At 63.3% G+C, this 25,325-nt stretch carries 24 protein-coding genes; 10 read left to right on the plus strand and 14 right to left on the minus strand.

From position 1 onward, the window contains the following. Positions 1–10 precede the first annotated feature (10 nt). From ACS7SF_RS04745 to ACS7SF_RS04765, 5 genes are all read right to left on the minus strand, one after another. Entirely contained in the window at positions 11–1,567 is a 1,557-nt protein-coding gene (locus ACS7SF_RS04745; protein ID WP_439891906.1) for a cytochrome ubiquinol oxidase subunit I, read from the minus strand. Next, on the minus strand, positions 1,564–1,785 hold the full coding sequence (gene cydP / locus ACS7SF_RS04750) for a cytochrome oxidase putative small subunit CydP (protein ID WP_439891907.1): 222 nt from the start codon (positions 1,783–1,785) through the stop codon (positions 1,564–1,566). The genes ACS7SF_RS04745 and cydP overlap by 4 nt, the downstream gene beginning before the upstream one ends. A 152-nt stretch (positions 1,786–1,937) precedes the next feature. Next, positions 1,938–2,723 (minus strand): sulfite exporter TauE/SafE family protein, encoded by a 786-nt coding sequence (locus ACS7SF_RS04755; protein WP_439891908.1) that lies wholly within the window; start codon positions 2,721–2,723, stop codon positions 1,938–1,940. A 71-nt stretch (positions 2,724–2,794) separates the two neighbouring features. Continuing rightward, positions 2,795–4,516 carry an L-aspartate oxidase gene (gene nadB, locus ACS7SF_RS04760; RefSeq protein ID WP_439891909.1) on the minus strand — a complete coding sequence of 574 codons (1,722 nt, stop codon included), beginning with the start codon at positions 4,514–4,516 and terminating at the stop codon, positions 2,795–2,797. A 259-nt stretch (positions 4,517–4,775) separates the two neighbouring features. Continuing rightward, the gene (locus ACS7SF_RS04765; protein ID WP_439891910.1) at positions 4,776–5,579 is read right to left on the minus strand and encodes an aspartate dehydrogenase; all 804 of its coding nucleotides are present in this window, start codon (positions 5,577–5,579) and stop codon (positions 4,776–4,778) included. Positions 5,580–5,774: 195 nt separating this feature from the next. Here ACS7SF_RS04765 and ACS7SF_RS04770 point away from each other — a divergent pair, with 195 nt between their 5' ends. Continuing rightward, the gene (locus ACS7SF_RS04770) at positions 5,775–6,752 is read left to right on the plus strand and encodes a LysR family transcriptional regulator (RefSeq protein WP_439891911.1); all 978 of its coding nucleotides are present in this window, start codon (positions 5,775–5,777) and stop codon (positions 6,750–6,752) included. A gap of 118 nt (positions 6,753–6,870) precedes the next feature. Next, complete coding sequence (locus ACS7SF_RS04775; protein ID WP_439891912.1) at positions 6,871–7,050, plus strand: hypothetical protein; 180 nt, start codon at positions 6,871–6,873, stop codon at positions 7,048–7,050. Between the two features lie 194 nt (positions 7,051–7,244). On the opposite strand, the gene ACS7SF_RS04780 is transcribed toward ACS7SF_RS04775, so the two are convergent. From ACS7SF_RS04780 to ACS7SF_RS04790, 3 genes are all read right to left on the minus strand, one after another. Continuing rightward, positions 7,245–8,936, minus strand: coding sequence for a hypothetical protein (locus tag ACS7SF_RS04780; protein WP_439891913.1), 1,692 nt, complete (start codon positions 8,934–8,936; stop codon positions 7,245–7,247). A gap of 248 nt (positions 8,937–9,184) precedes the next feature. Next, complete coding sequence (gene icd, locus ACS7SF_RS04785; protein WP_439891914.1) at positions 9,185–10,435, minus strand: NADP-dependent isocitrate dehydrogenase; 1,251 nt, start codon at positions 10,433–10,435, stop codon at positions 9,185–9,187. A 242-nt stretch (positions 10,436–10,677) separates the two neighbouring features. Further along, complete coding sequence (locus ACS7SF_RS04790; protein ID WP_439891915.1) at positions 10,678–11,064, minus strand: sugar dehydrogenase complex small subunit; 387 nt, start codon at positions 11,062–11,064, stop codon at positions 10,678–10,680. Positions 11,065–11,408: 344 nt separating this feature from the next. Between ACS7SF_RS04790 and ACS7SF_RS04795 the strand changes: the two genes are divergently transcribed. From ACS7SF_RS04795 to ACS7SF_RS04815, 5 genes are all read left to right on the plus strand, one after another. Further along, positions 11,409–11,618 carry a hypothetical protein gene (locus ACS7SF_RS04795; protein ID WP_426394599.1) on the plus strand — a complete coding sequence of 70 codons (210 nt, stop codon included), beginning with the start codon at positions 11,409–11,411 and terminating at the stop codon, positions 11,616–11,618. A gap of 182 nt (positions 11,619–11,800) precedes the next feature. Next, complete coding sequence (locus ACS7SF_RS04800) at positions 11,801–13,315, plus strand: metallophosphoesterase (protein ID WP_439891916.1); 1,515 nt, start codon at positions 11,801–11,803, stop codon at positions 13,313–13,315. Next, positions 13,315–14,643 carry a cytochrome-c peroxidase gene (locus ACS7SF_RS04805; protein ID WP_439891917.1) on the plus strand — a complete coding sequence of 443 codons (1,329 nt, stop codon included), beginning with the start codon at positions 13,315–13,317 and terminating at the stop codon, positions 14,641–14,643. The genes ACS7SF_RS04800 and ACS7SF_RS04805 overlap by 1 nt, the downstream gene beginning before the upstream one ends. Positions 14,644–14,731: 88 nt before the next feature. Further along, on the plus strand, positions 14,732–15,193 hold the full coding sequence (locus ACS7SF_RS04810; RefSeq protein ID WP_439891918.1) for a DUF192 domain-containing protein: 462 nt from the start codon (positions 14,732–14,734) through the stop codon (positions 15,191–15,193). 38 nt (positions 15,194–15,231) lie between these two features. Continuing rightward, positions 15,232–16,194 carry an MBL fold metallo-hydrolase gene (locus tag ACS7SF_RS04815; protein ID WP_439891919.1) on the plus strand — a complete coding sequence of 321 codons (963 nt, stop codon included), beginning with the start codon at positions 15,232–15,234 and terminating at the stop codon, positions 16,192–16,194. Here ACS7SF_RS04815 and ACS7SF_RS04820 read toward each other — a convergent pair. From ACS7SF_RS04820 to ACS7SF_RS04830, 3 genes are all read right to left on the minus strand, one after another. Continuing rightward, positions 16,191–16,667 carry an MliC family protein gene (locus ACS7SF_RS04820; RefSeq protein WP_439891920.1) on the minus strand — a complete coding sequence of 159 codons (477 nt, stop codon included), beginning with the start codon at positions 16,665–16,667 and terminating at the stop codon, positions 16,191–16,193. The genes ACS7SF_RS04815 and ACS7SF_RS04820 overlap by 4 nt on opposite strands. Before the next feature lie 34 nt (positions 16,668–16,701). Next, complete coding sequence (locus ACS7SF_RS04825; protein ID WP_439891921.1) at positions 16,702–17,667, minus strand: LysR family transcriptional regulator; 966 nt, start codon at positions 17,665–17,667, stop codon at positions 16,702–16,704. 63 nt (positions 17,668–17,730) lie between these two features. Next, positions 17,731–18,648, minus strand: coding sequence for a LysR family transcriptional regulator (locus ACS7SF_RS04830; RefSeq protein WP_439892697.1), 918 nt, complete (start codon positions 18,646–18,648; stop codon positions 17,731–17,733). 73 nt (positions 18,649–18,721) lie between these two features. Between ACS7SF_RS04830 and ACS7SF_RS04835 the strand changes: the two genes are divergently transcribed. Continuing rightward, entirely contained in the window at positions 18,722–20,278 is a 1,557-nt protein-coding gene (locus ACS7SF_RS04835) for an MFS transporter (protein WP_439891922.1), read from the plus strand. Here the strand turns inward: ACS7SF_RS04835 and ACS7SF_RS04840 are convergent. From ACS7SF_RS04840 to ACS7SF_RS04850, 3 genes are read right to left on the minus strand one after another with little or no spacing between them, the layout of a single operon-like run. Next, positions 20,275–20,778 carry a GrpB family protein gene (locus ACS7SF_RS04840; RefSeq protein ID WP_439891923.1) on the minus strand — a complete coding sequence of 168 codons (504 nt, stop codon included), beginning with the start codon at positions 20,776–20,778 and terminating at the stop codon, positions 20,275–20,277. The two genes, ACS7SF_RS04835 and ACS7SF_RS04840, sit on opposite strands and share 4 nt — an antisense overlap. A gap of 3 nt (positions 20,779–20,781) precedes the next feature. Next, positions 20,782–21,192, minus strand: a complete 411-nt coding sequence (locus tag ACS7SF_RS04845) for a DoxX family protein (protein ID WP_439891924.1) — start codon at positions 21,190–21,192, stop codon at positions 20,782–20,784. Between the two features lie 35 nt (positions 21,193–21,227). Beyond that, positions 21,228–22,112 (minus strand): LysR family transcriptional regulator, encoded by an 885-nt coding sequence (locus tag ACS7SF_RS04850; RefSeq protein WP_439891925.1) that lies wholly within the window; start codon positions 22,110–22,112, stop codon positions 21,228–21,230. Positions 22,113–22,216: 104 nt separating this feature from the next. Here ACS7SF_RS04850 and ACS7SF_RS04855 point away from each other — a divergent pair, with 104 nt between their 5' ends. Further along, positions 22,217–23,845 (plus strand): gamma-glutamyltransferase family protein, encoded by a 1,629-nt coding sequence (locus ACS7SF_RS04855; protein WP_439891926.1) that lies wholly within the window; start codon positions 22,217–22,219, stop codon positions 23,843–23,845. Between the two features lie 98 nt (positions 23,846–23,943). Further along, entirely contained in the window at positions 23,944–25,257 is a 1,314-nt protein-coding gene (locus ACS7SF_RS04860; RefSeq protein WP_439891927.1) for an MFS transporter, read from the plus strand. The last annotated feature ends 68 nt before the right edge of the window (positions 25,258–25,325 follow it).

A 25,325-nucleotide genomic window follows, 5' to 3' on the forward strand; every position in this document is an offset into this window, starting at 1 on the left:
GTCGTCCTCCTCAGGCGTGGGTGGGTTCGAACTGATAACGCCCGGTGCCGAGGCTGCCGGGGCCCTGGCGGGCGAACTTCACCATCAGGACCATCTCGACGATCAGCAGCAGCGTGTAGAAACCGATGAAGCCCGCCAGCGAGCCGTACAGGCTGGCCTCGGACAGCGTCGATACGCTCAGGTGCGTGGGCAGCACGCCGTAAATCGTCCAGGGCTGGCGGCCATACTCCGCCACCACCCAGCCGAGTTCTGCAGCAATCCACGGCGCGGGCAGCATCCACAGCGCCCAGCGCAGCAACCAGGCCGGCGCCTTGCGCTGCGGCCGCAGCGTGGTCCAGAACGACAGCCCAAACAGCGCCAGCATCAGAAAGCCCAGCGCGACCATGACGCGGAAGCTCCAGAACATCGGCCACACACGCGGCACGGTGTCGTTGACGGCCTTGTCGATCATCTCGGGCGTGGCCTGCCGCACGTCGGCCACGTACTTCTTGAGCAGCAGGCCGAAGCCCAGGTCTTGCTGATGGATCTGCAGCGTCTGATGTGCCGGCGCGTCGTCCGGATGCTTGCGCAGGGTTTCCAGCGCCGCCACGGCCTCGATGCCGCTCAGAATGCGGCCTCGGTTGCGTTTCTTGATCTCGTGAATGCCCGGAATCTGCTTGGACACCGAGCGCGTACCGATCAGGCCCATCACCCACGGGATCTCGACGGCCCAGTTGTTCTTCTGCTCACGCTCGTTGATGGACGCGATCACATTGAAGCTGGCCGGCGCGGGCTCGGTCTCCCACATGGCCTCGATGGTGGCCATCTTGGTTTCCTGGGCTTCGCCCACGGTGTAGCCGGATTCATCGCCCAGCACGATCACCGAGCAGACACTGGCCAGGCCAAACGCCGCCGCCACGCGGAAGCTGCGGCGCGCAAACTCCACATCGCGCCCGCGCAGCAGATACCAGCTCGAGATCGACAGCACAAACATCGCGCCGGTCACGTAACCGGCCGATACGGTGTGCACAAACTTCGCTTGCGCCACTGGGTTGAAGACCACCGCCCAGAAGTCCGACATCTCCATGCGCATGGTCTGCCAGTTGAAGTCGGCGCCCACCGGGTTCTGCATCCAGCCATTGGCGATCAGGATCCACAGCGCGGAGAGGTTGGTGCCGATCGCCATGAGCGTCGTCACCAGCAGGTGCTGCGTCTTCGGCAGGCGATCCCACCCAAAGAAGAACAGGCCGATGAAGGTGGATTCCAGAAAGAACGCCATCAGCCCTTCAATGGCCAGTGGCGCCCCGAAGATGTCGCCCACGTAGTGCGAGTAGTACGCCCAGTTGGTGCCGAACTGGAATTCGAGCGTGATACCCGTCGTTACACCCAAGGCAAAGTTGATGCCGAACAGCTTGCCCCAGAAGCGCGTCATGTCTTTCCAGATGACCTTGTTGGTCATCACGTAGACGCTCTCCATGATGACCAGCAGCCAGACCATGCCCAGCGTGAGCGGCACGAACAGGAAGTGGTACAGCGCCGTCGCCGCAAACTGCAGCCTGGATAGATCGACCAAGTGCTCGGATATCACGGATGCCCTCCCTGCGCTGGTGGTGTCACGGCAAGACGATCAGCGGCTCGCTCGGCATCGACCGGCACGCGGACGTCCCGCACGAACACCCACCACAGCGCAGCCAATACCGCCACCTTGAGGGTGACGACGATGAGCAAATGGCGGACGAGTCGTCGGTCGTTGGGGCTCACGGGTCGGGCAATCGATTGGGCGGCCAGAAAGTCACATGAAGTCACATGAAAAACCAGTCTAGTCAGGGCTGAAGTGACTGACAAACGCTTTTTCTGAGTGAATTGTCGATCGCGGCGCACAAAAAAGAACCCCGGCTAGCCCAAGCTGCCGGGGTTTTTCACATCCATCACGGCCGAAGCCGCGAGCGGTCGATCGTTCAGACCATCGTCGCCAACAGCGTTTTGCCAGCCAGCGCAAACATGAAAAAGCCAAAGCCTTTTCTCAGCAGGGCGATCGGCATCCGGGCTGCCGTCTTGACGCCCAGTTTCGAGGCGATGACCGAACACACGCTCAGCGCAACGAGGGCACGCAAATCGATGTAGCCCCAGCGCCAGTCGTGCGGCATGCCGGCCGTCAATCCGAAGCCGATGATGGCCCCCACCGACGTGGGCAGCAACACACCGGTTGCGGTGCCAATCGCCGTCCGCAGCGACAGCCCGACCTTCGTCAAATAGAACGTGACCACGGAGGCGCCGCCCATGCCGGCCAGCGAATACGTCAGACCAGAGAAGAAGCCAGCGACGTAGCGCAGCTTTTCCAGCCACGGCCACACGGCAATCGCGTCACTCCTCTGCACCAGGAGTTTGATGCCGAAGTAGCCCAGCATCAGCGACAGCCCGAGCGCCAGCCAACCACCGGGTACGCGAGAGGCAATCAGGCCACCCACCAACGCACCGATACCCGCCGGCACCGCCAGCTTTTTAAGCCACGCATAGTCAACGTTGCCGCGCTTGCTGTGGCTCAGGAAGGAAGACAGTCCCGTAAACGCCATCGTCGCGAGCGAGGTACCGAAGGCCAGGCGAATCGCTTCGGTCATCTCCATGCCGTTGGAGCGATACACGTGCACGAGGATTGGGATAACGATCGCGCCGCCGCCAATGCCAAACATGCCCGCAAAGAAGCCAGCGACCCCGCCGGCCAACAAGAAAAAGCCAAAAAGCATAGAAATGCACCGCAAATGAAGTGGAGGAGAACGCCGCGCAGCGGCCCTCCCCTCGCGGGTTGTCAGGCGAGTCAGGCGAGGGCGAGTTGGGCCTCGCTGGCCGAGTCTTCGCGGTGCGCCCAGAAGCTCAGGCATTCACCGTCGATGCGGGTCGTCTGCGGCGCGGCTTTTGCAGGGTGGTCGGTATTGAAATGCCCGCCGCGCGATTCCTTCCGGAGCGCGGCGCTGCGCAAGATCAGGTGAGCGGCGTCGTAAATGTTGCGGGCACGCAATGCCTGGCCGTACGGCAGGACGCTCGGCGGGTTGTCGTTCAAGCGCTCGATGTTCTGCACGCCCCGCGCAATGCCTGTGTCGCTTCGCACAATGCCGGCGTGATTCCAAAGAATGCAGCGCAATTCCGACAGCAAGTTCGGCTGGAACGGGGTCTCGATCACGGCTGGCAGCGCGACGTGCGCGCGAGTGGTCGGACCGACCTCGCCACTGACGGCCTCTGCACACGCCTTGCCCATGACCACGCATTCGAGCAGGGAATTGCTGGCCAGCCGGTTGGCGCCGTGCAGGCCCGAGTTCGCGACCTCACCGATGGCATACAGCCCCTTGACGCTGGTTCGTCCACGGACATCCGCCGCCACGCCGCCGCAGGTGTAGTGCGCTGCGGGTGACACCGGAACGCGGTGCGTGGCGAGATTGCAGCCGTAGGCTTTCGTAATCTCCACCAGATTGGGGAAATGCTGCTCGACAAAATCCTTGCCCTGATGCGTGATGTCGAGCCAGACGAAGGACGCACCATGCGCCTGCATTTCGGAGTAGATGGCGCGCGCCACGATATCGCGCGGTGCAAGCTCCAGTTGGCTGGAGTAGCGCGGCATGAAGCGTTCGTTGGCCACGTTGTACAGCAGCCCGCCTTCACCGCGAACCGCTTCCGTAATCAGGCTGATGACGCGGCCCTCAAACTGGAACGCGGTCGGGTGAAACTGGACGAATTCCAGGTTCTCGACCGACGCCCCCGCCCTCCACGCCATGGCGATCGCCTCGCCCTTACTGGCGTGCGGGTTGGTGGCGTATTGGTACAGCCCGGTGAGTCCGCCGGTCCCCAGCACGACGATCGGCGCGCTGAACACCGTGACGTCGCCGTCCACCAGGCTTTCGGCCACCACACCACTGACGGCCTCGCCATTCGAGATCACCTCCACCACTTCACACTGGCGGATCCACGTGACATTCGGCAGCAGCGCAACTTTGGCCTGCAGGGTGCGCATGATGCCGCGCCCGGTCATGTCGTCGACATGCGCAACGCGGCGCGCGCTGTGGCCGCCCTCTCGCGTCAAATGGATTTCGCCGTCTTCGCGCGTGAAGGGCACACCTTGATCGATGAGCCATGTCAGTACGCTGGTTCCCTCGCCCACAATCTCGCGCACGGCGGCTTCATCGCACAGGCCGTCGCCAGCCGCCAGGGTGTCCTGAACGTGTTTCTCGTGATCGTCGTCCAGGGAGAACACCGCCGAGATCCCGCCTTGTGCCCAGTAGCTCGACGGCTCGTCATGCTTGTTGCGGGAAATCACGCCGACTTTCAGCGTAGACGGCAAATGCAGCAACATCGTGAGAGCAGCCAACCCTTCGCCAACGACCAGTACATCGAATTTCATAGGATGAATTCGTCCTGAGTAGATAAATATCGGCCTCCCAAGGTGAAAATCACCTGGGATACGCTTATCGGGATAATTGAATATTTTTGAGAATGTGGCCGCAGCGGATGGCCAGCGGCGGATCTCAAGGAAAAGGCGGACCGCCATCAACGTGGGATCGCCCTACAAACCCTTACCATACAACGATCATCCGCAAGAAACGCCTATTTGATTATTCCAGCGTGTCGCGTTGAATCATGATCGGGGGCCGCAATTTGCCTTACCCAACAGGGTGACTGCAACTGAATAATTTTAATATCTGCATTTTCGCATCAATACGCACGGCGTTGCATCGCCGGATATATCACCGCCCTACACATAAAAATATGCATAGGGGTTTTTTATTAATCTTTATTAATACCCACACTCAAACCAATAACGCACCGGTGCGGGTCAGGAGCGTATTGACCAGACTATGGGCCGTCACCATGGAGGTTTTCGGGTTGCCGGGCGCTGCCCGTCCTTCGATGCGAAAGCTGATGCGCCCGCTGACGCCGTCCGCCAGAATTTCGTGCACGTTGCAGTCCACCCCGGGGTCTGCCATCAGCTCCACCTGGGTTTCGTCGAAACCGAGGGTGGCCAACGCAATCGTGGCGGCCACATTCGCGTTCTTGGGGTATTGCAGCGCCGCTGCCCGAGCCGAGCCGTGGAAGAACGCGCGGGGTGCTGTCAATGCGCTCAGACTGACATGATCTTCAGCCGACGTGCCCAGCCAGGCCGCCGGCGGCTTGCGCGAGCGATAGTGGACCCGGTGCAGGCCAGCACGGCGCGCGGCGGTCAAAATATCGAGCCCGCCGACCGCGCCGGATGCCACCAGCAACTGGCTGCCGCTGTGCTCCACCGCCACACGCAGCCGCGCGTACCGTGCGGCATCTGCCAGCGCGCCCGCAGACACCAGCAGCATGTCATGTCCCGCCGTCAGGACTTGCTCGGCGTAGGCGTCCACCGCCTGATGGCCGGCACACTCCACCACCACGTCGGGCTGGCGCTCCAGGAGTGCGTCCAGTGACGTACAGCAGCCGTCGTCCGCTTCCGACGCTGTCCGCACCAACGTCCCGCAAATCACGGCTTGCTCGGGGATGCCCAGCAGCGCCTCGCATAACGCCGATCCAATGGTGCCCCGGCCGATCAGGGCAACGCGTAGCGGCGGTGGTGTGCGGCGAGATGGCATCGATCGCATGGGCCAGAGCAAAGGATGTCGCCATTTGACCGGCACTTCCTCCGCCCCACAAACGCATTTTTCTCATCGATTCAGCACCTCGCTTTATCAATGCGGCGCACACCAGAAAGGCCAGCTCGGGCGGCAACTCGGCGGGCCATTGAGGTATCGTCGCGTCTCTCTGGTCATCAACTGATGCCTCATCTTATGAGCGGTCTTCCATCGAACCCGGCGACAGGCGCATTCGCAGCCTCCACTTGGACACGCGCCAACGTCACGCTGCGCCAGCTACAAGCCTTCGTCGTGCTGTCCGAGACAGAAAGCTTTACCGCAGCAGCCAAGCAGATGCACCTGACGCAGTCCGCCCTGAGCGCACTCGTGCGCGAGCTGGAGAGCGAAGTCGACGCGCGCTTGTTTGACCGCACCACACGCAGCGTGAACATCACCGCTGCCGGCCGCGATCTATTGCCCGTCGCTCAACGGGTGTTGCGCGATCTGGAAAGCGGCCTCGGTTCGGTACGTGATCTGGGGCTCAAGCGAAAGGGCATCGTGACCGTGGCGGTCACGCCGATGCTGGCGGCAGGGTTTATGCCGGGCGTTTGCGCTGCCATGCGCGCGCAGTATCCCGGGCTGCGTGTGCAAGTCAAAGATGGATTGGCCGCCGCCAACCTCGAGAGCGTCCGCCGGGGCGAAGCCGATCTCGCCATCGGCAACTTCGGGGCCGTGGATGACGACATCGCGCTCACGCTCATCGAAGGCAGCCGCGTCGGCGTGGTCGTGCACCGCGAACACCGCCTGGCACAGCGGCGGCAGGTGCGATGGCGTGAACTCGCGCAAGAGCCGCTGATCCTGCTCAGCCGTGACAGCGCCTTTCGGCAATTGGTCTCGCAGGCCTTGCTGAACGCGGGCGTCACGCAGGCGCCCGAATACGAAGTCGGCTACATCGGGACGGCCCTGGGGCTGGCCCAAGCCGCGCTCGGTGTGGCGATCTGCCCTTCCCACGTTGCACGCACGCTGGACCCCCGGCAAACGCATTTCACCCCGTTGACCACGCCATCGATTCGCGACGGGGTCTACATGGCCAGCCTGAAGGGGCGCACCCATTCCGCAGCCGCGCAGGCGCTGGTGGAGGTAGTGCAGTCGGGAAGACCATGGCCCACATTGGGCGGCGACGCTAAGACCTAGGCGTTGGGAAGTTGTCGACCGCCGAGCGACGTCTATCGGATTTCCAGCTTGCCTGTGCCCACCCACCCTCCCCTCAGGGTTGGGCGCGGTTCCGTTCATCACATGAAAGGAAAGCCCGATGACCGGCTCGATCTCAAAGTCCGTCGATTCCCTGCCTGGCGACACACTCAGTGCCTATCAGAAAGGCGTTCAGTCTGCTCGTGATTTCCTGCGTGCGGTGTTCAGCCGTAACGCTGCCGACACCCGCCGTGCCGTGGGGGCAGCGGATGCGCCAGAACATTCGGACCAGCAACGCTGACTTTATGGGCGAGCCAAGCTCATGAGGCCCGCTGGTGCCGATGTTGCAGCGTCGGTGCTGGGGCTTGCGTGGGCTCGCCGGCCCTCTTACTGGGCTTGCGTGTGGGGAATTGGTCAAGGACGACCGCGCCAAGGTTGCTGCGCTGGTGGCCACGCTGGCGGGGTAGAAAACCGGCCATCCGTTTTGCCTTCCAATCAGGTAAGTGAGTTTGGCAAATGACTAGGCATCCACCCCACAACAACTTGCTCAGAATCTTCGTCCCAAAAGAAGTAGATGCGCAAGAAGTAGCGCTCATCACGTCCACCACCCTTTTCCAAGTGCCATTCAAGCGTGCGCTTTTCCCCATTGCTGCCCCAGGGAACCTCGTAGGCCGACGAGTATTTGGTGAATGTGGTCTCTCCTCCGGAGCGCGATATCGGTCTAATGCCCAGCGCCTCACGCCTCCGCTCGAATAGGTCCTTCGCTTCGGCTGTCCCCGTAAGGCGCATGTTCCTGTACTCATTTGCGAGCAACAGCAACGCGTTGTACACCAGGGCCGGCTCACTGTAGTTACTACGTTTGGCCTCACTGATGGCACGCGGCAGTACATGTACCCACCCACTCAAATGCTTGTCGCACCATGCCTCGAGATCGTCAAACACATCCGGTATGTCGGGCACCTCGATAGCCGCCCCGCTTGCCTTCGCACGCCGCAAGCTGCTAATTGTTTGCCTCAACCCAAAAATCTGCCCCTCAAGATCCTCGACACGAATCTTGAGTTCATCGCGCTCCTTGCTGTACTCGTTGCCAATATCGGTTGCGAACTGCTTCTCATCGCGAAGTGCCTCTACCTGGAGTCGCAAACCCGCAACCTCATCAACGAGATTGCCTGCCTTCAAAGCACGCTGAATAGCATCCTCGATTGAACGCGAACGGACATCAAGAAACGAAGCGAATCGTTCCCGATACTCTGGGGAAAGTTGGTATGTCCAGCAGCGCCTCTCCAACCACCGCGTGAAAACGTCAATACCTTCTTCATTCCCGTCAGGGGACGGCCAACTAGCCATCCGATCAGGGAAGAACAGCCCATGTCGCGTACGATCCTCCTCTGAGGGGCGCGCCTTAGGCCAGTAAATGCGCGCTGCGCCCCCATACACGGACAAGAGGTCGCCGATCTGTTGTTGCCATTCATACCCCATTGCAAATGAGAGCCTAACGACGTGAGCGGCAAACCGCAGTTTTCTAGATACAGCATCGCAGTCAACTAGAAACTGGTCGGCTTTGTTAAACCACCTCCGAGGAAGTTCGCTAACCACGAGAACGGGAAGACTCCGCTCCGAATGAAAGACTAAACCGCGCAGAGCTTCCACCCCCACGCTGTCTGTCACGTCCATTACGGTCCCATCGAGTAATCGTCCAGCATCACGTAATCCCATCTGGTCAGTGACATTTCGGAGAACTCCAGGTTTAGTGAACTGGATCGGCGCATCCACCCCGGGCAAGGAGCTAGCGCTCATCCGATATCCAAATATCGCCTGTTCGCCTACAAGGGCCACATTTATTTCGACGCTCCACGTTCGCCCCGGGACATCGTCATCCGGATGCTGAAAGCGCGCTGCCCATATCTCTGCGCTCTCCAAGCTGAGAGTGACAGCTTGAAGCACGAGGCCTCCCTCCTCAACAGCGAACTCGGGCACAGTCTGCGACGTAGGCGGCAAAAGGGCGCCCAACCGTCGATGATTTTGAATCCAGTTGAGAACAATTTGCCTAGCTGTAGCGTAGCGTGAGCGCGCGTTTCCATTCCCTGCCAGTTCGCACACCAGCTGACCCACCTGCATCGTTCTTGGTCTGGCATTCACAACACCAACCACCGACTCCTTAGAAACTACACTCGCCACATCAGCCATCTCCCCTCCCAGGCAAAGTCAATACTGCTCTTAGCGGCACTTCCGCCTTTTCCTTATTCCGACGAGACGGCTTTGCGGACAAGGTCCTGCAGACTGCGTTACAGCATATTGAAAGGCAGACGCGAAGTGTTCACCCCCCCTCCTCAGAGGGGGAGGGGTAATTTGTCTAAGGAGATATAAAAAAACCCCGGCCAGCCGAAGCTGCCGGGGTTTTTCATATCCATCACGGCCGAAGCCGCGAGGCGTGCTTACATATTGTCGATCATCACTTGACCGAAGCCCGAGCACGACACTTGGGTCGCGCCTTCGAGCAGGCGGGCGAAGTCATACGTGACCTTCTTCGACAGGATCGACTTCTCGATCGACGAGATGATCAGGTCAGCGGCTTCCGTCCAGCCCATGTGGCGCAGCATCATTTCGGCCGACAGGATTTCGGAACCCGGGTTCACGTAGTCCTTGCCAGCGTACTTCGGTGCCGTACCGTGGGTGGCTTCGAACATGGCAACGGAGTCGCTCAGGTTCGCGCCCGGGGCGATACCGATACCGCCGACTTGTGCTGCCAGTGCGTCGGAGATGTAGTCGCCGTTCAGGTTCAGCGTGGCCACGACCGAGTACTCGGCCGGACGCAGCAGGATCTGCTGCAGGAAGGCGTCGGCAATCGCGTCCTTGACGATGATTTCCTTGCCCGTCTTCGGGTTCTTGAACTTGCACCACGGGCCGCCGTCGATCAGCTCGGCGCCGAATTCCTTCTGTGCCAGCGCGTAGGCCCAGTCACGGAAACCACCTTCCGTGAACTTCATGATGTTGCCCTTGTGCACGATCGTGACCGACGGCTTGTCGTTGTCGATCGCGTACTGGATGGCCTTGCGCACCAGGCGCTCGGTGCCTTCGCGCGAAACCGGCTTCACGCCGATGCCCGACGTTTCGGGGAAGCGGATCTTCTTCACGCCGAATTCGTCTTGCAGAATCTTGATCAGCTTCTTGGCCTTCTCACTCTGGGCTTCGAATTCGATGCCGGCGTAGATGTCTTCCGAGTTCTCGCGGAAGATCACCATGTCGGTCTTCTCCGGCTCTTTCACCGGCGAAGGCACGCCCTTGAAGTAGCGCACCGGGCGCAGGCAGACGTACAGATCCAGCTCTTGGCGCAGCGCCACGTTCAGCGAACGGATGCCGCCGCCCACCGGCGTCGTCAGCGGGCCCTTGATCGACACCACGTAGTCCTTCAGGACTTGCAGGGTTTCTTCCGGCAGCCACACGTCCGGGCCGTACACCTTGGTCAACTTCTCGCCAGCGTAGATTTCCATCCAGGAGATCTTGCGCTTGCCGGCGTAGGCCTTCTCAACGGCTGCGTCCACCACCTTGATCATCACCGGGGTGATGTCGAAGCCGGTACCGTCGCCCTCGATGTAAGGAATGATGGGGTTGTCGGGGACGTTCAGGGAGAAGTCTTGGTTGACGGTGATCTTCTCGCCGGCCGGGACCTTGATGTGTTGATACATGGACGACTCCAGTGCAGACCGCGGGTGAGCGGGTGGACGATGAGGTTGACAGCACAACGCGCCGCCCTGGGTTGACCGGTGCGGCGCACTGCAATGAACTGGTGATTCTAACGGTGCGCGATGACACTCTCACGATGCACCGCACAAACTTCAACTCTTATATAAGACACAAGAGTGAATTCCGCATTATGCCGGAAAATTTCACCATCCGCCATAGTCCTACGCATGGTGAAAACGGCGGATCAGGTGCTCGGCAAGTCCGTGTCGGCGCGGCGTTCGATCTGGGCGCGGGCGTCGGCCAGCGCAGGCGTGGCGCCCACTTGCGCGGTCCAGGCATCGACCAGGCGGCCGAGGGCAGCGCGCAATTCCGCATGGTTGTCAGCTTTGAGTAGCCCGGCGAGGCCAGCCCCGTCCAATTCGGGGTGATGGCGCACAAGCCAGGCGAGCGTGCGGACGTGATCCACGAAACGGATGTCGGATTGATACAGCGCGCCGAAACAGTGCAGACCAACCTGGCGGTCCAGTGGCATGCCGGAGACCGTCTGCGAGACCAGCATGAAATCGTCTAGGCTTGAGGCGGGCACATCAACTGGGCGACGCAACCCCGCCACCACAGCGAGCGTCAGCAACGCGCCGCTGCCCAGAAGAACATCGCGACGACGAAAACGAGCAGGCTTGAGGGGGTGCAACAGCGGCGGGGGCGACACGGCGGGGCGGGAGGCAGAGGTAAAACGGAGTCCGCTCGCATTCTCAAGGCCTGTGGGCACGCGTCCAATCAGACCCGTCTTAAACATCGGCGTGGCGGGCACCTTTTTTGCGCAGCGCACCATCCACCACACGCCGACGCCCCCTCGCGATACGACCTCAAAAATTTCAGTGCAACGTGTCAACGCGGCTGTAACTGCCTGCGTTATTGCAGATGACTCATTTAGCGGGTCGTTGGTTAACTCACTGATCTATAAAAGGATTCACCATGAAGAAGCTGATCGCTGCTCTGATCGCCGGCCTGTTCGCCACCGGTGTGTTCGCTCAAGCCTCCGCCCCGGCTGCTGACGCAGCTGCTCCGGCTGCTGCTGAAAAGGCTGCACCGAAGGCCAAGAAGGCCAAGAAGCACCACCACAAGAAGGCAGCTAAGAAGGCTGCTGACGCTTCGGCTCCGGCTGCTGACGCTGCCAAGCAATAAGCTTGTGTTTCTGCCGGGCCCTCGCGGCTCGGCCGAACCAGAAAAAGCAGATGCTTATGCATCTGCTTTTTTTTTCGCCCGCGTTTTGCCCAATCCCGAGCCGGCGGGCGGGGCTGTCAAAATAGCGCCATCTGCTTTGGGTACCGTGCGCCTTCCTCACAACAAGAAACAGGGATGGCGCAATGGATTTCCGATCGATGTTCGCTCCGGTGGGCGCCAAGCGCACCGTGCTCACGATGCTCTCTCTTGCCGCGCTGGCTGCCGCCGCCGTGATTGCAGGTTGCGGCGGCTCATCGTCCGACTCGACGACCACGTCGACCACCGCACCGGCCGACGCGGCCACGGCGGATGCCAACATCCAGGGCGCCTGGGTGGAGATCGGTGACAGCAACCTGACCATCGTCCGCGCCGTCACCACGTATACAAATAGCGCCTCGCCCGTCGACAGCTCGGTCTGCCCGCTGCTGACGGTGGACGGCACCGCCACGCGCATGAGCCTGCGCGCGGCTGCCGGTACCCCCGCGCAACGCACCACGGCCAGCGCCGCCAGCGATTCGAAAGCTTCGTCCTTCCCGGTGAACGCCTGTGAGGCGACGGTCGCATCGACGGCCAAGGCCGCGTCGATCGGCTCGCGCGTGTTGCCGCTGCCCAAGGTGAACCCGCAGCGCGTGGTGATCCTGGCGGACACCGGCTGCCGGATGAAGAAGTCGAGCAACACGTTCCAGTCGTGTAACGACCCACTGTCGTGGCCGTTTGCCAATGCCGCCACCACGGCCGCCGCGATGAACCCCGACCTCGTTCTGCACGTGGGCGACTACCACTACCGCGAAAACGCCTGCCCGCCCGACGTGGCCGGCTGCCAGGGCAGCCCGTGGGGCTACGGCTGGGATACGTGGCAGGCGGACCTGTTCCAGCCCGCCGCCCCGCTGATGGCCGCCGCGCCATGGGTGCTGGTGCGCGGCAACCACGAGGAATGCGCGCGCGCCGGCCAGGGCTGGTACCGCTTCCTGGACCCGCGCCCCTACTCCGCCGCCCGCTCGTGCGACGACCCGACCAACGACACCGCCGCCAACGCCTCGGCCCCGTACGCCGTGGCCATCGGCAGCGATACGCAGGTCATCGTGTTCGATTCGGCCAAGGCCGGCACGACGGCATTGGCCACCACCGACCCGTGGTTCCAGACCTATCAGAAGCAGTTCACCACGGTGGGCACGCTGGCTGCCAAGCCGGGCGTGATGTCAATCTTCACCAACCACCACCCGATCCTGGGCTTCGTGCCGATCGCGGGCAGCACGCCGCTGGGCGGCAACGCTGCGCTGCTGTCGGTCATGAACAGCCTGAACGCCACGGCCTATTACCCGCCGGGCGTGCAGGTGGCGCTGCATGGCCACGTGCATGACTTCCAGGCCATCAACTTCACCAGCAACCACCCGGCGACCATCGTGGCGGGCAACGCCGGCGATTCGCTCGATGTGGCGCTGCCCGATCCGTTTCCGGCCATCAGCCCGGCGTCGGGCGTGACGGTTGGCAGCATCTCGCACAACAACTCGTTCGGCTTCATGGTGATGGACCGCCAGCCGGCGCCCGCCAAGGGCTGGCTGTTTAAGGCGTACACCGTGGCCGGCAAGCTGCTGACGACCTGCACGCAGAACGGTTCGAGCCTGGTGTGCGACAAGACGGGCTTCGTTGCACCTTGATGCGCCGGAGCTCCGTACTACTGGTAGCCGCCGCACTCGTCTCGAGTGCGGCGGCCGCTGAATCAATCGGCATGACGCCCAGGCTGGACGCCGTGCCGCCGCCGTCCGAATCGGCGTCGTTCAAGCCGGACCCGAACCTCATCGCGCTTGGCAAGCGGGTCTTCTTCGACCCACGCCTGTCAGAGCCGCAGGGCACATCGTGCGCGGCATGCCATGACCCGGGTCGCGCCTTTGCGCCCACGTTAAAGGGCGAGGCACTGCGCATCGGCGTGCCGGCCGGCAGCCGCCCGGGGCACGTGGCCGCGCGCAATGCGCCATCGCTGCTGTATCTGCGTTACGTGCCGCAGCGGTATTTCTTCCAGGACGACGACGCCAGTTTCCCCTCGCCGTTCGGCGGCTTTTTTGCCGATGGCCGCGCCGATTCCATCCCGGAACAGATTCGCGGCCCCCTGTTCAATCCGGACGAGATGAGCAACCGCTCGCCGCGTGCCCTGCAGCGCAAAGTGGCCGGCACCGACCTCGGCCTGGCGCTGACGAAGCAATTCGGCGCCGAAGCGGTGGGCGACCCTGAACGGCTCGTCGGCGTACTGGGCAAGGCGCTGGAGGCCTATTTCCTGAGCGACGAGATGGCACCGTTCAGCTCGCGCTTTGATGATTTCCTGCGCAAGCGCACGCCGCTTTCCCCTGCGGAGATGCGCGGCCTCGCCCTGTTCCGTAACCCGGACAAGGGCAACTGCGCGTCATGCCACCTGATGGTGGAATCCTCGTCGCGGCCCGAGCGCTCGCTCTTCACCGATTTCGGCTACGACGCCATCGCCGTGCCGCGCAACCCACTGTTGCCGGCCAACAAGGACGCCAAGCACTTCGACGTGGGCCTCTGTCAGACCGCCCGCACCCTCAAGTGGCCCGAGCCCGACCAGTGGTGCGGCTACTTCCGCACGGCGGGCCTGCGCAACGTGGCGGTACGCCAGACCTTCATGCACAACGGCGTGTTCCGCACGCTGCGCGATACGGTGGCCTTCTATGCCACGCGCTCGACCGACCCGGCGCAGTGGTATCCCGGCGGTAAACGCTTCGACGATGTACCCGTCAAATACCAGGGCAACGTCAACGTGAACGCCGTGCCGATGAACCGGCGCCCGGGCACCCCGCCGGCGCTCACGGAAGACGAAATCGATGACATCGTCGCCTTCCTGCGTACGCTCACCGATGCGCACTATGTGGCGCTGATGCCGGATCCTGCGGCGGACAAGGCGCGCTCGGCGCATACCGGCAAGGCCGCCATCAAGACCGCGTCTGCCCAACGTCAAGCCGCAAACACGCGGTAACAACTTCGTCCCGGCCTTAGGCGCAATCTCATTGACGGTGGTTGGCCGAGTGCCGATCATGGTGCGTTACATTTTTTACCCACACGCCATGACCACCCGTTCCCGCCTGCTTGCCGGCCTGTGCCTGTCCGTCGCTGCCTTCACCACCACTGGCGCTTTCGCGCAAACGCCGACCGGCCCGAACGTCGGCTTGCCCGTAGCCGACCTGACCATCGGCATGTACAAAGTCAAAGCCGAAGTGGCCGCCACCGCGCAAACGCGCGAAACCGGCCTGATGTTCCGCAAGACGATGCCCGACACCACCGGCATGCTGTTTGTGTTCGATGAGTCCGCCGGACACTGCTTCTGGATGAAGAACACGGACTTGCCCCTGTCCATCGCCTTCATCACCGACGACGGCACCATCTCCGACATTGCCGAGATGAAGCCACAGACGGAAGACAACCACTGCCCGACCAAGGCCGGCAGCTATGCGCTGGAGATGAACAAAGGCTGGTTCGCGCGCAAGGGCATCAAGCCCGGCATGAAGGTTGGCGGCCTGCCTCGCTAACAAACCAACACAGACAACAACAGAGAGGAGATCGCCGCATGCACGCTTTCGACAACAACCGTCGCCGCTGGATGCGGCAAGCTGGCGCACTGGTCGTGGGTGCGGGCGCTGTCTCCGCCGGCTGGCCGTTGGCCGCTTCGGCCGCTGATGCGCCCAAAGGCACGCGGTTGATTTTGCTGGGCACGGGCGGTGGGCCCACACCCAAGAAGAACCGCTCGGCGCCGGCGCAGGTCATCGTCATCAACGGGGTCTCGTACGTGGTCGATTGCGGCAATGGCGTCGCCCGCCAGTATGTGATGGCCGGCCTCAAGCTCAAGGACATCCGCCACGTCTTCATCACGCATCAGCATTCGGACCACAACGCCGACTACGGCGCGCTGATGCTGCTCGCATGGGGCACTGACTTGACCGGCCCCGTCGACGCGTGGGGCCCGCCCCCACTGGCGGCGATGACGACCAAGTTCCTCGAGCTGTACGACTACGATATCCGCACCCGCATCGCCGACGAAGGCCGCCCGCCGCTGGCGCCAATGCTCCACCCGCACGAAATCACCGAAGGCGGGCTGGTCATGCAAGACGCCAACGTGAAGGTAACGAGCGCACTGGTGAAACACCCGCCGGTGTCGCCGGCCTTTGCGTACCGCTTTGATGCGGCCGACCGCTCCATCGTCATTTCCGGCGATACGGCGCCGAGCGAGAACCTCGTGCGCCTGGCCTATGGCGCTGACGTGCTGGTGCATGAGGTCATGCATCTGCCCTCGCTCGACAAGCTGCTCTCCACCGAGCGCAACGCCAAGACGCTGCGCGAGCATCTGCTGGCGAGCCACACCTCGGCCGAAGACGTCGGCCGCATCGCCACCGAAGCCAAGGTGAAAACGCTGGTGCTGTCGCACTTCGTGCCGGGCGGCTATCCGTTCCTGGAAGACTCGGTGTGGCTCGATGCGGTGCGCCCGCACTTCAAGGGCGAGATCATCGTCGGGCGCGATCTGCTGGAAGTTTAAGGACGGCCGCTCGTGGCCTCGTTGCAATCCCGGTAAAGCTGATTGCGATGGCTGGGCAGGGTCTCATCGACCAGGAAGCCGGTGGGGCCCTTCGTCCACCACACATACTGGCCCGACGCATAGCGCACCCCTGAGGCGGCCATCACGTTGGCGAAGACGAGCGTCTTGCCATCCAGCACGATCGACGCGAGCGGCGTATCCCCCACCGTCATGTATTTCACGAGCAGCGTCTTACCACCCTCGCACGTGTAGCGCACGTCGTGCGGGTCTTTGATCGGCAACGCAGAATAGGCGCGCGCCTGGTCGATGGCCTTGTTCAGGCCAGCCTTGGCAAAGTCGAGCGCGGTGTTCAGATCGTCAGTCGACATCCCGGGCACCGGCGATTGCGATGATTGCTGCGCAGTCGCGATACCACTGAATACACCGGCGCCCAGCGCTGCGCCGAACATCACTGCGGTTGCGAAACGACGCATGGAGCGGTCTCCTCGGAAAATCGGTGGAAGCCGGTTAGTCGGCTGCGTCGCGATCGGGTTCCGTGGGCTTGAGCACGAACGATGTCGGCTCCAGGCGCTGCGGTAGCTCATCGGACAGCGCGCGCGCAGCTTCCGCGAAGCACTGCACGAGCGCATCCGCCAACGATGACGGCGCGTGATGCTCGGCCCGCATGGCTCGCACATCGAATGTCTGCGCAGGCTCCAACGCGAACAGCGCGATGCGTTCCATGCTGCCGGTAGCAGCGGTGAACTGATCCAGCATCGTCACGCCCAGCGATTCCTCCACCAGCGAGCGCGCCAGCGAGTACGTTTGCACCTCCAGCGTCGACTGCGGCGCCAGTCCGCCGCGCGCGAGCGTCTGCCCTACCAGCGAGCCCAGCGAAATCTGATCTTCCAGCCCGATGAATGGCTTCTCGGCGACGAGCTTGTGCAGCGCGCGTCCATCTGTCTTGCCACCGACCCACGCGCGCGGTGCGGCGAGCAGGATTCGGCCCTGGGCGACCGGCGTGGTGCTAATGGCTGGATGCACGGGCGGTGCGAATGCAAAGCCGACATCGATGTCCTGCGAGAGCAGACCCTGCACGATCTCCGCTGTGTGGTGCGTGAACACGCGCACCAGCGTATCGGGATGACGTTGCGAGAAGCGCCGCACGGCGGGCGCGAGGATGCTGGGCGCCAGGCTCGGCGTGGCCGCCACGCGCAATCGCCCTGCCCCCTTGTGACGCAGATTGGCGGACACACGGCGCACGCGCTCGACCTCCTGGTACAAGCGCTCCACTTCAGAGAACAGCTCGAACGCCTCGGCAGTCGGCTGCAGTCGGCCCTTGGTGCGATCGAACAGGCGGAAGCCGAGCTGCAACTCGGTGTGCTGCAGCACGCGCGTCACCACGGGTTGGGACACGTTAAGCATGCGCGCCGCCTCACTGACGGTGCCGACCAGCATCACGGCGCGGAAGACTTCGATCTGGCGCAGGCGCATGGCCGCCGATCCTCACAATCCGAATGGGAAGCGCCGATTGTGACATCCGGCGCCGGTCTTCGGCTAGGCCGGGTTGGTAGACGCCGGTGTGGCGGAAGCGCCCTCTGCTTCCAGTGCATCCAAGAACACGCGCACATTGCGCGGCACGAGTTTGCGCGCGGGCATCAGCGCATACACGCGCAGTGCAGTCAGCTCGAAATCAGGCAGCACGCGCACGAGCCGGCCGGTGGCAACTTCTGCATCGCCCACGGACCGGGCCATGCGAGCTACGCCCAGGCCACGCACGGCAGCGCGGGCGCGCATTTCGGCGTTCAACGTCTGCAGGCGAGGTTGAATGGGAATCTCGATCGGCTCGGCGGTCGGCTCACCGACGGGCCGGAAGGCCCAGCTCGCATCGTCGGGGCCGGAGAGGCACGGCCAGCCCACCAGGTCTGCCGGCGTCTTGAGCGGCGGGCGTTCCGCCAGCAAGGTCGGCGAGGCGTACAACGCGCGCGGGATCATCACCACGCGACGTGCCACCAGCGATGAATCCGGCAGCACCTGATCGACCATCACGAAGACGATGTCATACCCGCTGGCGAGCAGATCGGGCTGCTCCCACGAGATATGCACCTGGATCTGCAGATGGGGGTACTTCTCCAGCGTGCGGCACACGGGCTCGGTCAGGTGTTGCGCACCCACCTCGTACGGCGCGGCGATGCGCAGCGTGCCGGCCACGGTTTCGCTGGCTGCGGTGGTGTCGGCGTGCACTTCACGCAGGCGTTCGAACAGTGGCGCGATGTCGTCGTAGAAATGCGAGCCCGCTTCGGTCAGGCGCAGTTGGCGCGTGGTGCGGGTCATGAGCCGCACGCCGAGCGTCGCCTCCAGCCGCGACACAGCAGCGCTGGCGGTCGATTTGGGGATGCCCAGCGCCTCCGCAGCGGCGGTGAAGCTGCCGGCCTCCACGACGCGGCAGAAGGTCTCCCAGTCGTTCCACTCCATTGTTCGCATGACTGGACAGTGTTCCTAGAGTTGGCCGTTTATCCGGCTGGCGGCCAAGTTTATGCTCGGCCACATGTCGCTGCAAATCCTCAGGCCTGCGTCTCTGCGGGCGTTCCCACATTTCTCTTCGGCTCGCATCCATGCGTTTGGCTTGGCGGTGGGCCTGTCCACGGGGCTCGATTTCGTCTCTTCGCAGATGATGGCCGTGGCGGGTCAGCATATCCAGGGTGGCGTGCACGCCAGCCCGGATGCGTATCTGTACGCCGTCACCGCGTATGCCGTGGCGGCGGTGGTGGCCAATCTCGCCATCGGGCGCATCGCCGCGCACGTTGGCTACCGGATGTTTTCGCTGGTGGGCATCGTGTTGTTCGGCATCGGCTGCGTGGTGTGCGCGCAATCGAACAACATCAGCGAACTCGTCATCGGCCGGACCATTCAGGGCCTGGGCGCGGGCGGACTGTTCTCGGCGTCGCGCATTCTGGTGCAGCTCACCACCGAGCCCGACGAGCGCATCCCCCCCATGCTGATGTTCAGTGTCGGCCTGTTCGGACTGACCACCATTGCGCCGTGGATTTGCGCGGAGGTGCTCGAATACAGCGAATGGCGCGTGATCTTCTGGCTGGAACTGGGGCTGGCGGTCATCGCGTGGTTTGCCATGTTCTTCCTGCCGCCCGAACACCATCAGCCACGCACCCGCGCCGCACGTCGCCCGCATGAGGCGCCGCCGGTGGATGGCCAGTGGGACTGGATCGGCGTAGGCGCCATGGCCATCGGTGCGCTGTCATTCCTGATGGGCTTGTCGGAGCTGCGCTACAACCGGCTGACCGCCTCGCCGGCGATCCCGCTGTTGTTGCTGGGCGGCGCGGCATCGCTGCTGCTCGCCATCCACCGCCTGCGCACGCACCCCGACCCGTGGCTCGATCTGTCGCGCCTGAACGGCCGCCGCTACCTGTGGGGGATCGGCTTTTACGGCATCTATTACTTGATGAGCGGGTATTGGTCGTACTTGTGGCCGGCGGTGTCGCAAGGCGGACTCGGCTTCACGTTCCGCACGACCACGCTGTTCCTGATGATCAGCGGTGCGGTATCGACGGTGGTGGCCGTGGTGATGACGGTGTGGCTGCCGTTCTTCTTCCGCAAGCGCCGCTTCATCGCCATCGGCTTTGGCGTGTATGCGGCGGCCGCGCTGCTGCTGGGCACGAGCCTGATGCCAGGCGCGCCGGACTACGCGTTCTTCCCCGTGTCGATTCTGGAAGGGATGACCCCGGGCGCGGTGATGATCCAAGTGGCGATGATGACCTACCTCGATCTCGACCGCGAAGACTTCGCGCACGGCTATCAGATGAAGAACATCGCGCGGCAGTTCGCCACGGCGGTGGGCACCGGGCTGGCGGCGGTGTCGCTGCAAACGCAGCAGGCCGAATCGCGCTCGCTGATCGTCGCGCATGTCACACGCTTCACGTCAGACCTGCAAGCCGCCAACCCGCTCACCCCCGAGCGGTTGGCGAGCCTCTCCGCCGAGATTGATCGGCAGGCGACGCTGTTGGCGGGCACGCAGCTCTTCAGCTGGTTTGCCGTGGCGTGTGGCGTGTTTGCCGTGCTGGTGTTGGTGCAGCGGTCGTTGCGCTAAAGGCAGGCTGCGGCCGACAGAACCTTGGCAATGAAGTCCGCTTTCGCCAGCCGATACGACGCCATCGAACGCCCAGCGTGAGCGGCCTTCAGCGCATTGAATGCCGCCACCAACTCGGAACTGCGCAGCAAACAATCACAAAAGCGCACAAACACATCCAATTCCGAGCCTCGTGCGACCAACTGCACGCCCAAGGGCGGCTGATGAGCGTCGTCCTTAAACGCGGAAAAATCGTCACTGCGAAACGACCCCGCGTTGCGCGCGTAACACGCTGCCAGCAACGCATCGATGTGCGCCACATCCGCGCGATCGGCACGCACGCAAATGTCCAGATCACCCTTGGTCAGACAACCCGGGATGGCGGTGGACCCAACATGAACGATGTCGGCAGACGCTGGCAACCGCGATGCCCAACGCGCAACAAACGCGTGAAACGCAGCATCTGCCTGTGCAGAGGCCGCAGGGTGCGGCTGCAACCGAAGCGTTTCTATTGCCTCCACGCGCTACGACTTCTGCACCGCGTACTTGCCCGGCCCCACAGCGGCCAGCAAGAACAGCCCGCCCATGATGGTCAGATTCTTGTAGAACTGGATTTTATTGGCGGCCTCCATGGCGCCTTCCATGCTCCAGTAGCTGTGGGCGATAAACGACGTGCCGAGCACGAACAACGCCAACAACAGCGCCAGCGGCCGCGTCCAGAAGCCGATCAGCAAGGCAATACCCACACCAAACTCCATGACCACGGCAATGGCAGCCGCCACGGCCGGCATGGGCGCCCCCGTACTGGCCATGTAGCCGACGGTGCCCTGAAAGCCCGTCAGCTTGGCCCATCCGGACATCACGAACAGCACCATCATGAAGATGCGGGCGAGCAGCATCAGCTCGTTGCGCCAACGTTCGATGAACACGTCCATTTGCGGCCTCCAGAGCGGGTTTCGGTGATTGCAGTCTAGGCGCTGGATTTGCCAAGTGTGGTTTCAAGCGCATCGAGTACCGCCTGAATCACACCATGCCGCACATGCTCTTTCCGCTCGATCATGCCGACGGCGCGCACGGGCGTCCGCGGCGGCATGGGCAGCACGCGCAATGCAGGGTCGCTCTCCCAACTGGCGCGGCGCAGGCGCGGTACCAGCGTCACGCCGACCTGTTGGCGGACTAGCTCGACAATCGCCTCGATCGAATTCACCTCGATGAACTCGTTGACCGCCATATGCGTTTTGCGCAGGGCGCGGTCGATGAGCGCGCCGGTGCGTACCGCGCGATCGAAGCGTAGGAAGGGGTGCGTGCGCAGTACCTCTTCGGCGCGGCCGCGCGTGTTGCGGCCCGCCACGACCACCAACGGCTCGGTGTAGAGCGGGTGCCATGCGAGGTTGGCAGGCAGCCGCTCCAGGTGTTCGACCACCAGCGCGCCGTCCAACTCGCCCGCTTCCACCTGCTCGGCCAATTCACCCGATTTGCCGGTGATGAGCTTGACGTCGAGCCCCTTGTGCACCTGCTTGAGCCCCGCCACCGCGTGTGCCAGCGAGCCCATCACCGACACCACCGCCCCGATCGCCACGGCGCCGGACAGCTCCGTCTGCGGTTCATCGCCGAGGCGCATGGCGTCGTACAGGGCGAGCAGATGTTCCGCCTGCGGCAGCAGCGCACGGCCGTGCGCATTGAGGGTGACGGTGCGCCCGGAGCGATCAAACAGATCGCGGCGCAACTCCGCTTCCAACGCGCGCATCTGCAGGCTCACGGCGGCCTGCGTGAGCGCCACGCGCTCGGCTGCGGCGGCGAGGGAACCGTGTCGTGCCACGGCGACGAAGGTGCGGAGAAAGCGAACGGTACTCACGTGCGAATACTCAAGTTTTTCTTAATCCATATCCAATGAATTTTAACTTTATTAAATTCATTGCACCGCAAATAATCAATCGTCAAACCCTCCTTTTGAGCGCCATGTCTCACCGTTTTGATTGGCAGAACCCCTACCCGACCGTGCGCATTCCGCTGTTTGCGCGCAACGTCGTGTCCACTTCGCATCCGCTAGCCGCACAGGCTGGGTTGCGCATGCTGCTGGCCGGCGGCAGCGCCGTGGATGCGGCCATCGCGGCGGCGGCCATGTTGACCATCGTGGAGCCCGTCTCGTGCGGCCTCGGCAGCGACGCCTTCGCCATCCTGTGGGACGGCAAACAGCTGCACGGCCTGAACGCCTCCGGCACCGCGCCGCAGGCGTGGAACCTCGACTACTTCCGCAGCAAGTACGGCGAAGACGCCAACGGCAACCCGAAGCGCCCCACGCGCGGCTGGGATGCGGTGACGGTGCCCGGTGCGGTGTCCGCGTGGGCCGCATTGCATGAGCGCTTCGGCAAGCTGCCGTTTGCCGACGTGCTCGAACCCGCCGCCGAGACTGCCGAGCGCGGCCACACCATCGCGCCCATCGTTGCGCACAAGTGGGCGGCAGCGATTCCTGATCTGCAGAATCAACCGGGCTATGCGCAGGCCTTCATGCCGCATGGCCGTGCGCCGCAGGTGAGCGAAAAGTTCAAGCTGCCCGGCGCCGCCGCCACACTGCGCCGCATCGGCCAGTCAAACGGGCGCGATTTCTACGAAGGCGAACTCGCCGAGCGCATCGCTGCGTACTCACGTGAATGCGGCGGCGGCATGACCGCGCAAGACCTGCGCGACTATCGCCCCGAATGGGTCAAGCCCATCACCAAGCGCTATCGCGGCTACGACCTGCACGAGATTCCGCCGAATGGCCAGGGCATTGCCGCGCTGATCGCGCTGGGCATTCTCGACCGCTTTGATCTGGGCGCTCTGCCCGTCGACTCCGCCGACTCGCAGCATCTGCAAATCGAGGCGATGAAGTTGGCGTTTGCCGATCTCTACAAGTACGTGGCCGACCCGCGCAGCATGGAAGTCACGCCCGAGCAGATGCTCGACGACGCGTACCTCGATGCGCGCGCTCGGCTGATCGACATGGGCCGCGCGCAGGTGCCGACCTTCGGCATGCCGCGCGCCGGTGGCACGGTGTATCTGACCGCCGCCGACGAGAACGGCATGATGGTCTCGTTCATCCAGTCCAACTACATGGGCTTCGGCTCGGGCGTGGTGGTGCCGGGCACCGGCATCAGCTTGCAGAACCGCGGCTTCGGGTTCTCCATGGACGCGCGCTCGGCCAACGTGGTGGCCGGCGGCAAGCGGCCGTTCCACACCATCATCCCGGCGTTCCTCACCAAGGACGGCCAGCCGCAGATGAGCTTTGGCGTGATGGGCGGCGACATGCAACCGCAAGGCCACCTGCAGACGCTCGTGCGCATGCTCGATTACAACCAGCAGCCACAAGCCGCATGCGATGCACCGCGCTGGAAGGTGAACCGCGATTTCACGCTCGACGTGGAAGCGACGATGAACGCCGACACCGTGGCGGAGCTGGAAGCGCGCGGGCACAAGCTCAAATCGGTGGCCGATCCGTACATGGATTTCGGCTCGGGCCAGTTCATCTGGCGCCTGTCGGACGACGCTGACCACGGCTACGTCGCCGCCAGCGACAGCCGCCGCGACGGGCACGCCGTGGGCTTCTAAACCCAGTACCCCAGCACGCTGACCCGCAGGACCGGGCAGGCAGCGTGCTGCAGCTTCGATAAAAACGAACCCGGCCAGCACCAAAGGAAACCCTCACCATGACTGCCCCGCTCACGGCGAGTGCTGCCGCGCCGTCGCATCCACCGCTCACGTCAGCCCACGCGCGCCGCATCGTCATTTCGTCGTCGATTGGCAATGCGCTGGAGTGGTACGACTTTCTCGTCTACGGCTTCTTTGCGTCGGTCATCGGCAAGCTGTTCTTTCCGGCGGATGACGAATGGGTCTCGCTGCTGTTTGCGGTGGGCAGCTTTGGCGTGTCGTTCATCACGCGGCCGGTGGGCGCCATCGTGCTCGGCATGTATGCCGACCGGAAGGGGCGCAAGGCGGCACTGACGCTGTCGATCCTGTTGATGATCGTTGGCACGCTGGCGATTGCCGTGATGCCGAGCTACGCACAGATCGGCATCGTCGCGCCCATCACCATCTTGCTTGCACGCCTGGTCCAGGGCTTTGCGGTCGGTGGTGAGTTCGGCAGCGCGACCGCGTTCATGGTGGAACACAGCAAGCGTGGGCGCGGCTATTACGCGAGCTGGCAGTTCGCCAGCCAAGGCATTGCGACCATCCTGGCGGCTGCGCTTGGCGCACTGCTCACGGCCACATTGTTCCCTTCGGAACTGGAGAGCTGGGGCTGGCGCTTGCCGTTCTTCTTTGGCCTGCTGGTCGGCCCGGTGGGCTTCTACATCCGCCGCCATCTGGACGAAACGCCGGAGTTCGTCGCCGAGCAGAAGAAGACGACGATCGATCCGCAAGCGTCATTCAAGGCGCAGTGGACCAACCTGCTGCTGGCTGTGGGCGTGGTGGCGCAGTCCACCGTGTCGGTGTACGTGCTGCAGCTCTACATGCCGACGTACGCCGTCAAGCAATTGCACTTGCCGGCGGCGCAGTCGTTTGGGGTGGTGGTGCTCAATGGCGGGCTGCAGTTTCTGCTCTCGCCGCTGTTTGGCGCGCTGTCAGATCGCATCGGCCGCATCCGCATCATGCTCACCACATCGGTGCTGATGATCCTGCTGATCTACCCCATGTTTGCCCTGCTGCGTGCGCATCCGAGCATCGGTGCACTCCTCGCACTGCAAGCGGTGTCGGGCATCTTCAAGGCGGCGTATTCAGGCCCGATGCCCGCGCTGATGTCGGAGATCTTCCCCACGCGCGTGCGCTCGACCGGGCTGTCGCTCGGCTACAGCCTTGGCGTGACGCTGTTCGGCGGGTTCGCACCGTTCATCGTCACGTGGCTGATTCACACCACGGGCGATACGCTGGCGCCCAGCTACTACGTGCTGACGGCGGCCGCGGTGAGCGGCATTTCGCTGGCCACCATCGCGCTGCGCCAGCGCAAGATGATGCGGCCCGCATGAGGGCTCCATTACCAATATTTAACGAACGGACGCTGTCTCCGCCATTAGGATCGCTGCCACCCGGAACG

The organism is Ralstonia sp. 25C (assembly GCF_051904805.1).
Taxonomy (GTDB): Bacteria; Pseudomonadota; Gammaproteobacteria; order Burkholderiales; family Burkholderiaceae; genus Ralstonia.

Coding starts and splice junctions, on each gene's coding strand:
- ACS7SF_RS04795 (WP_426394599.1), top strand. CDS start 11,409: ATGAAGAAGCTGATCGCTGCTCTGATCGCCGGCCTGTTCGCCACCGGT.
- nadB (WP_439891909.1), bottom strand. CDS start 4,516: ATGGCGGTCCGCCTTTTCCTTGAGATCCGCCGCTGGCCATCCGCTGCG.
- ACS7SF_RS04825 (WP_439891921.1), bottom strand. CDS start 17,667: ATGCGCCTGCGCCAGATCGAAGTCTTCCGCGCCGTGATGCTGGTCGGC.
- ACS7SF_RS04815 (WP_439891919.1), top strand. CDS start 15,232: ATGCACGCTTTCGACAACAACCGTCGCCGCTGGATGCGGCAAGCTGGC.
- ACS7SF_RS04820 (WP_439891920.1), bottom strand. CDS start 16,667: ATGCGTCGTTTCGCAACCGCAGTGATGTTCGGCGCAGCGCTGGGCGCC.
- ACS7SF_RS04855 (WP_439891926.1), top strand. CDS start 22,217: ATGTCTCACCGTTTTGATTGGCAGAACCCCTACCCGACCGTGCGCATT.
- ACS7SF_RS04770 (WP_439891911.1), top strand. CDS start 5,775: ATGAGCGGTCTTCCATCGAACCCGGCGACAGGCGCATTCGCAGCCTCC.
- ACS7SF_RS04800 (WP_439891916.1), top strand. CDS start 11,801: ATGGATTTCCGATCGATGTTCGCTCCGGTGGGCGCCAAGCGCACCGTG.
- ACS7SF_RS04845 (WP_439891924.1), bottom strand. CDS start 21,192: ATGGACGTGTTCATCGAACGTTGGCGCAACGAGCTGATGCTGCTCGCC.
- ACS7SF_RS04755 (WP_439891908.1), bottom strand. CDS start 2,723: ATGCTTTTTGGCTTTTTCTTGTTGGCCGGCGGGGTCGCTGGCTTCTTT.
- ACS7SF_RS04805 (WP_439891917.1), top strand. CDS start 13,315: ATGCGCCGGAGCTCCGTACTACTGGTAGCCGCCGCACTCGTCTCGAGT.
- ACS7SF_RS04830 (WP_439892697.1), bottom strand. CDS start 18,648: ATGGAGTGGAACGACTGGGAGACCTTCTGCCGCGTCGTGGAGGCCGGC.
- ACS7SF_RS04810 (WP_439891918.1), top strand. CDS start 14,732: ATGACCACCCGTTCCCGCCTGCTTGCCGGCCTGTGCCTGTCCGTCGCT.
- ACS7SF_RS04765 (WP_439891910.1), bottom strand. CDS start 5,579: ATGCCATCTCGCCGCACACCACCGCCGCTACGCGTTGCCCTGATCGGC.
- ACS7SF_RS04860 (WP_439891927.1), top strand. CDS start 23,944: ATGACTGCCCCGCTCACGGCGAGTGCTGCCGCGCCGTCGCATCCACCG.
- ACS7SF_RS04775 (WP_439891912.1), top strand. CDS start 6,871: ATGACCGGCTCGATCTCAAAGTCCGTCGATTCCCTGCCTGGCGACACA.
- icd (WP_439891914.1), bottom strand. CDS start 10,435: ATGTATCAACACATCAAGGTCCCGGCCGGCGAGAAGATCACCGTCAAC.
- ACS7SF_RS04835 (WP_439891922.1), top strand. CDS start 18,722: ATGTCGCTGCAAATCCTCAGGCCTGCGTCTCTGCGGGCGTTCCCACAT.
- ACS7SF_RS04780 (WP_439891913.1), bottom strand. CDS start 8,936: ATGGCTGATGTGGCGAGTGTAGTTTCTAAGGAGTCGGTGGTTGGTGTT.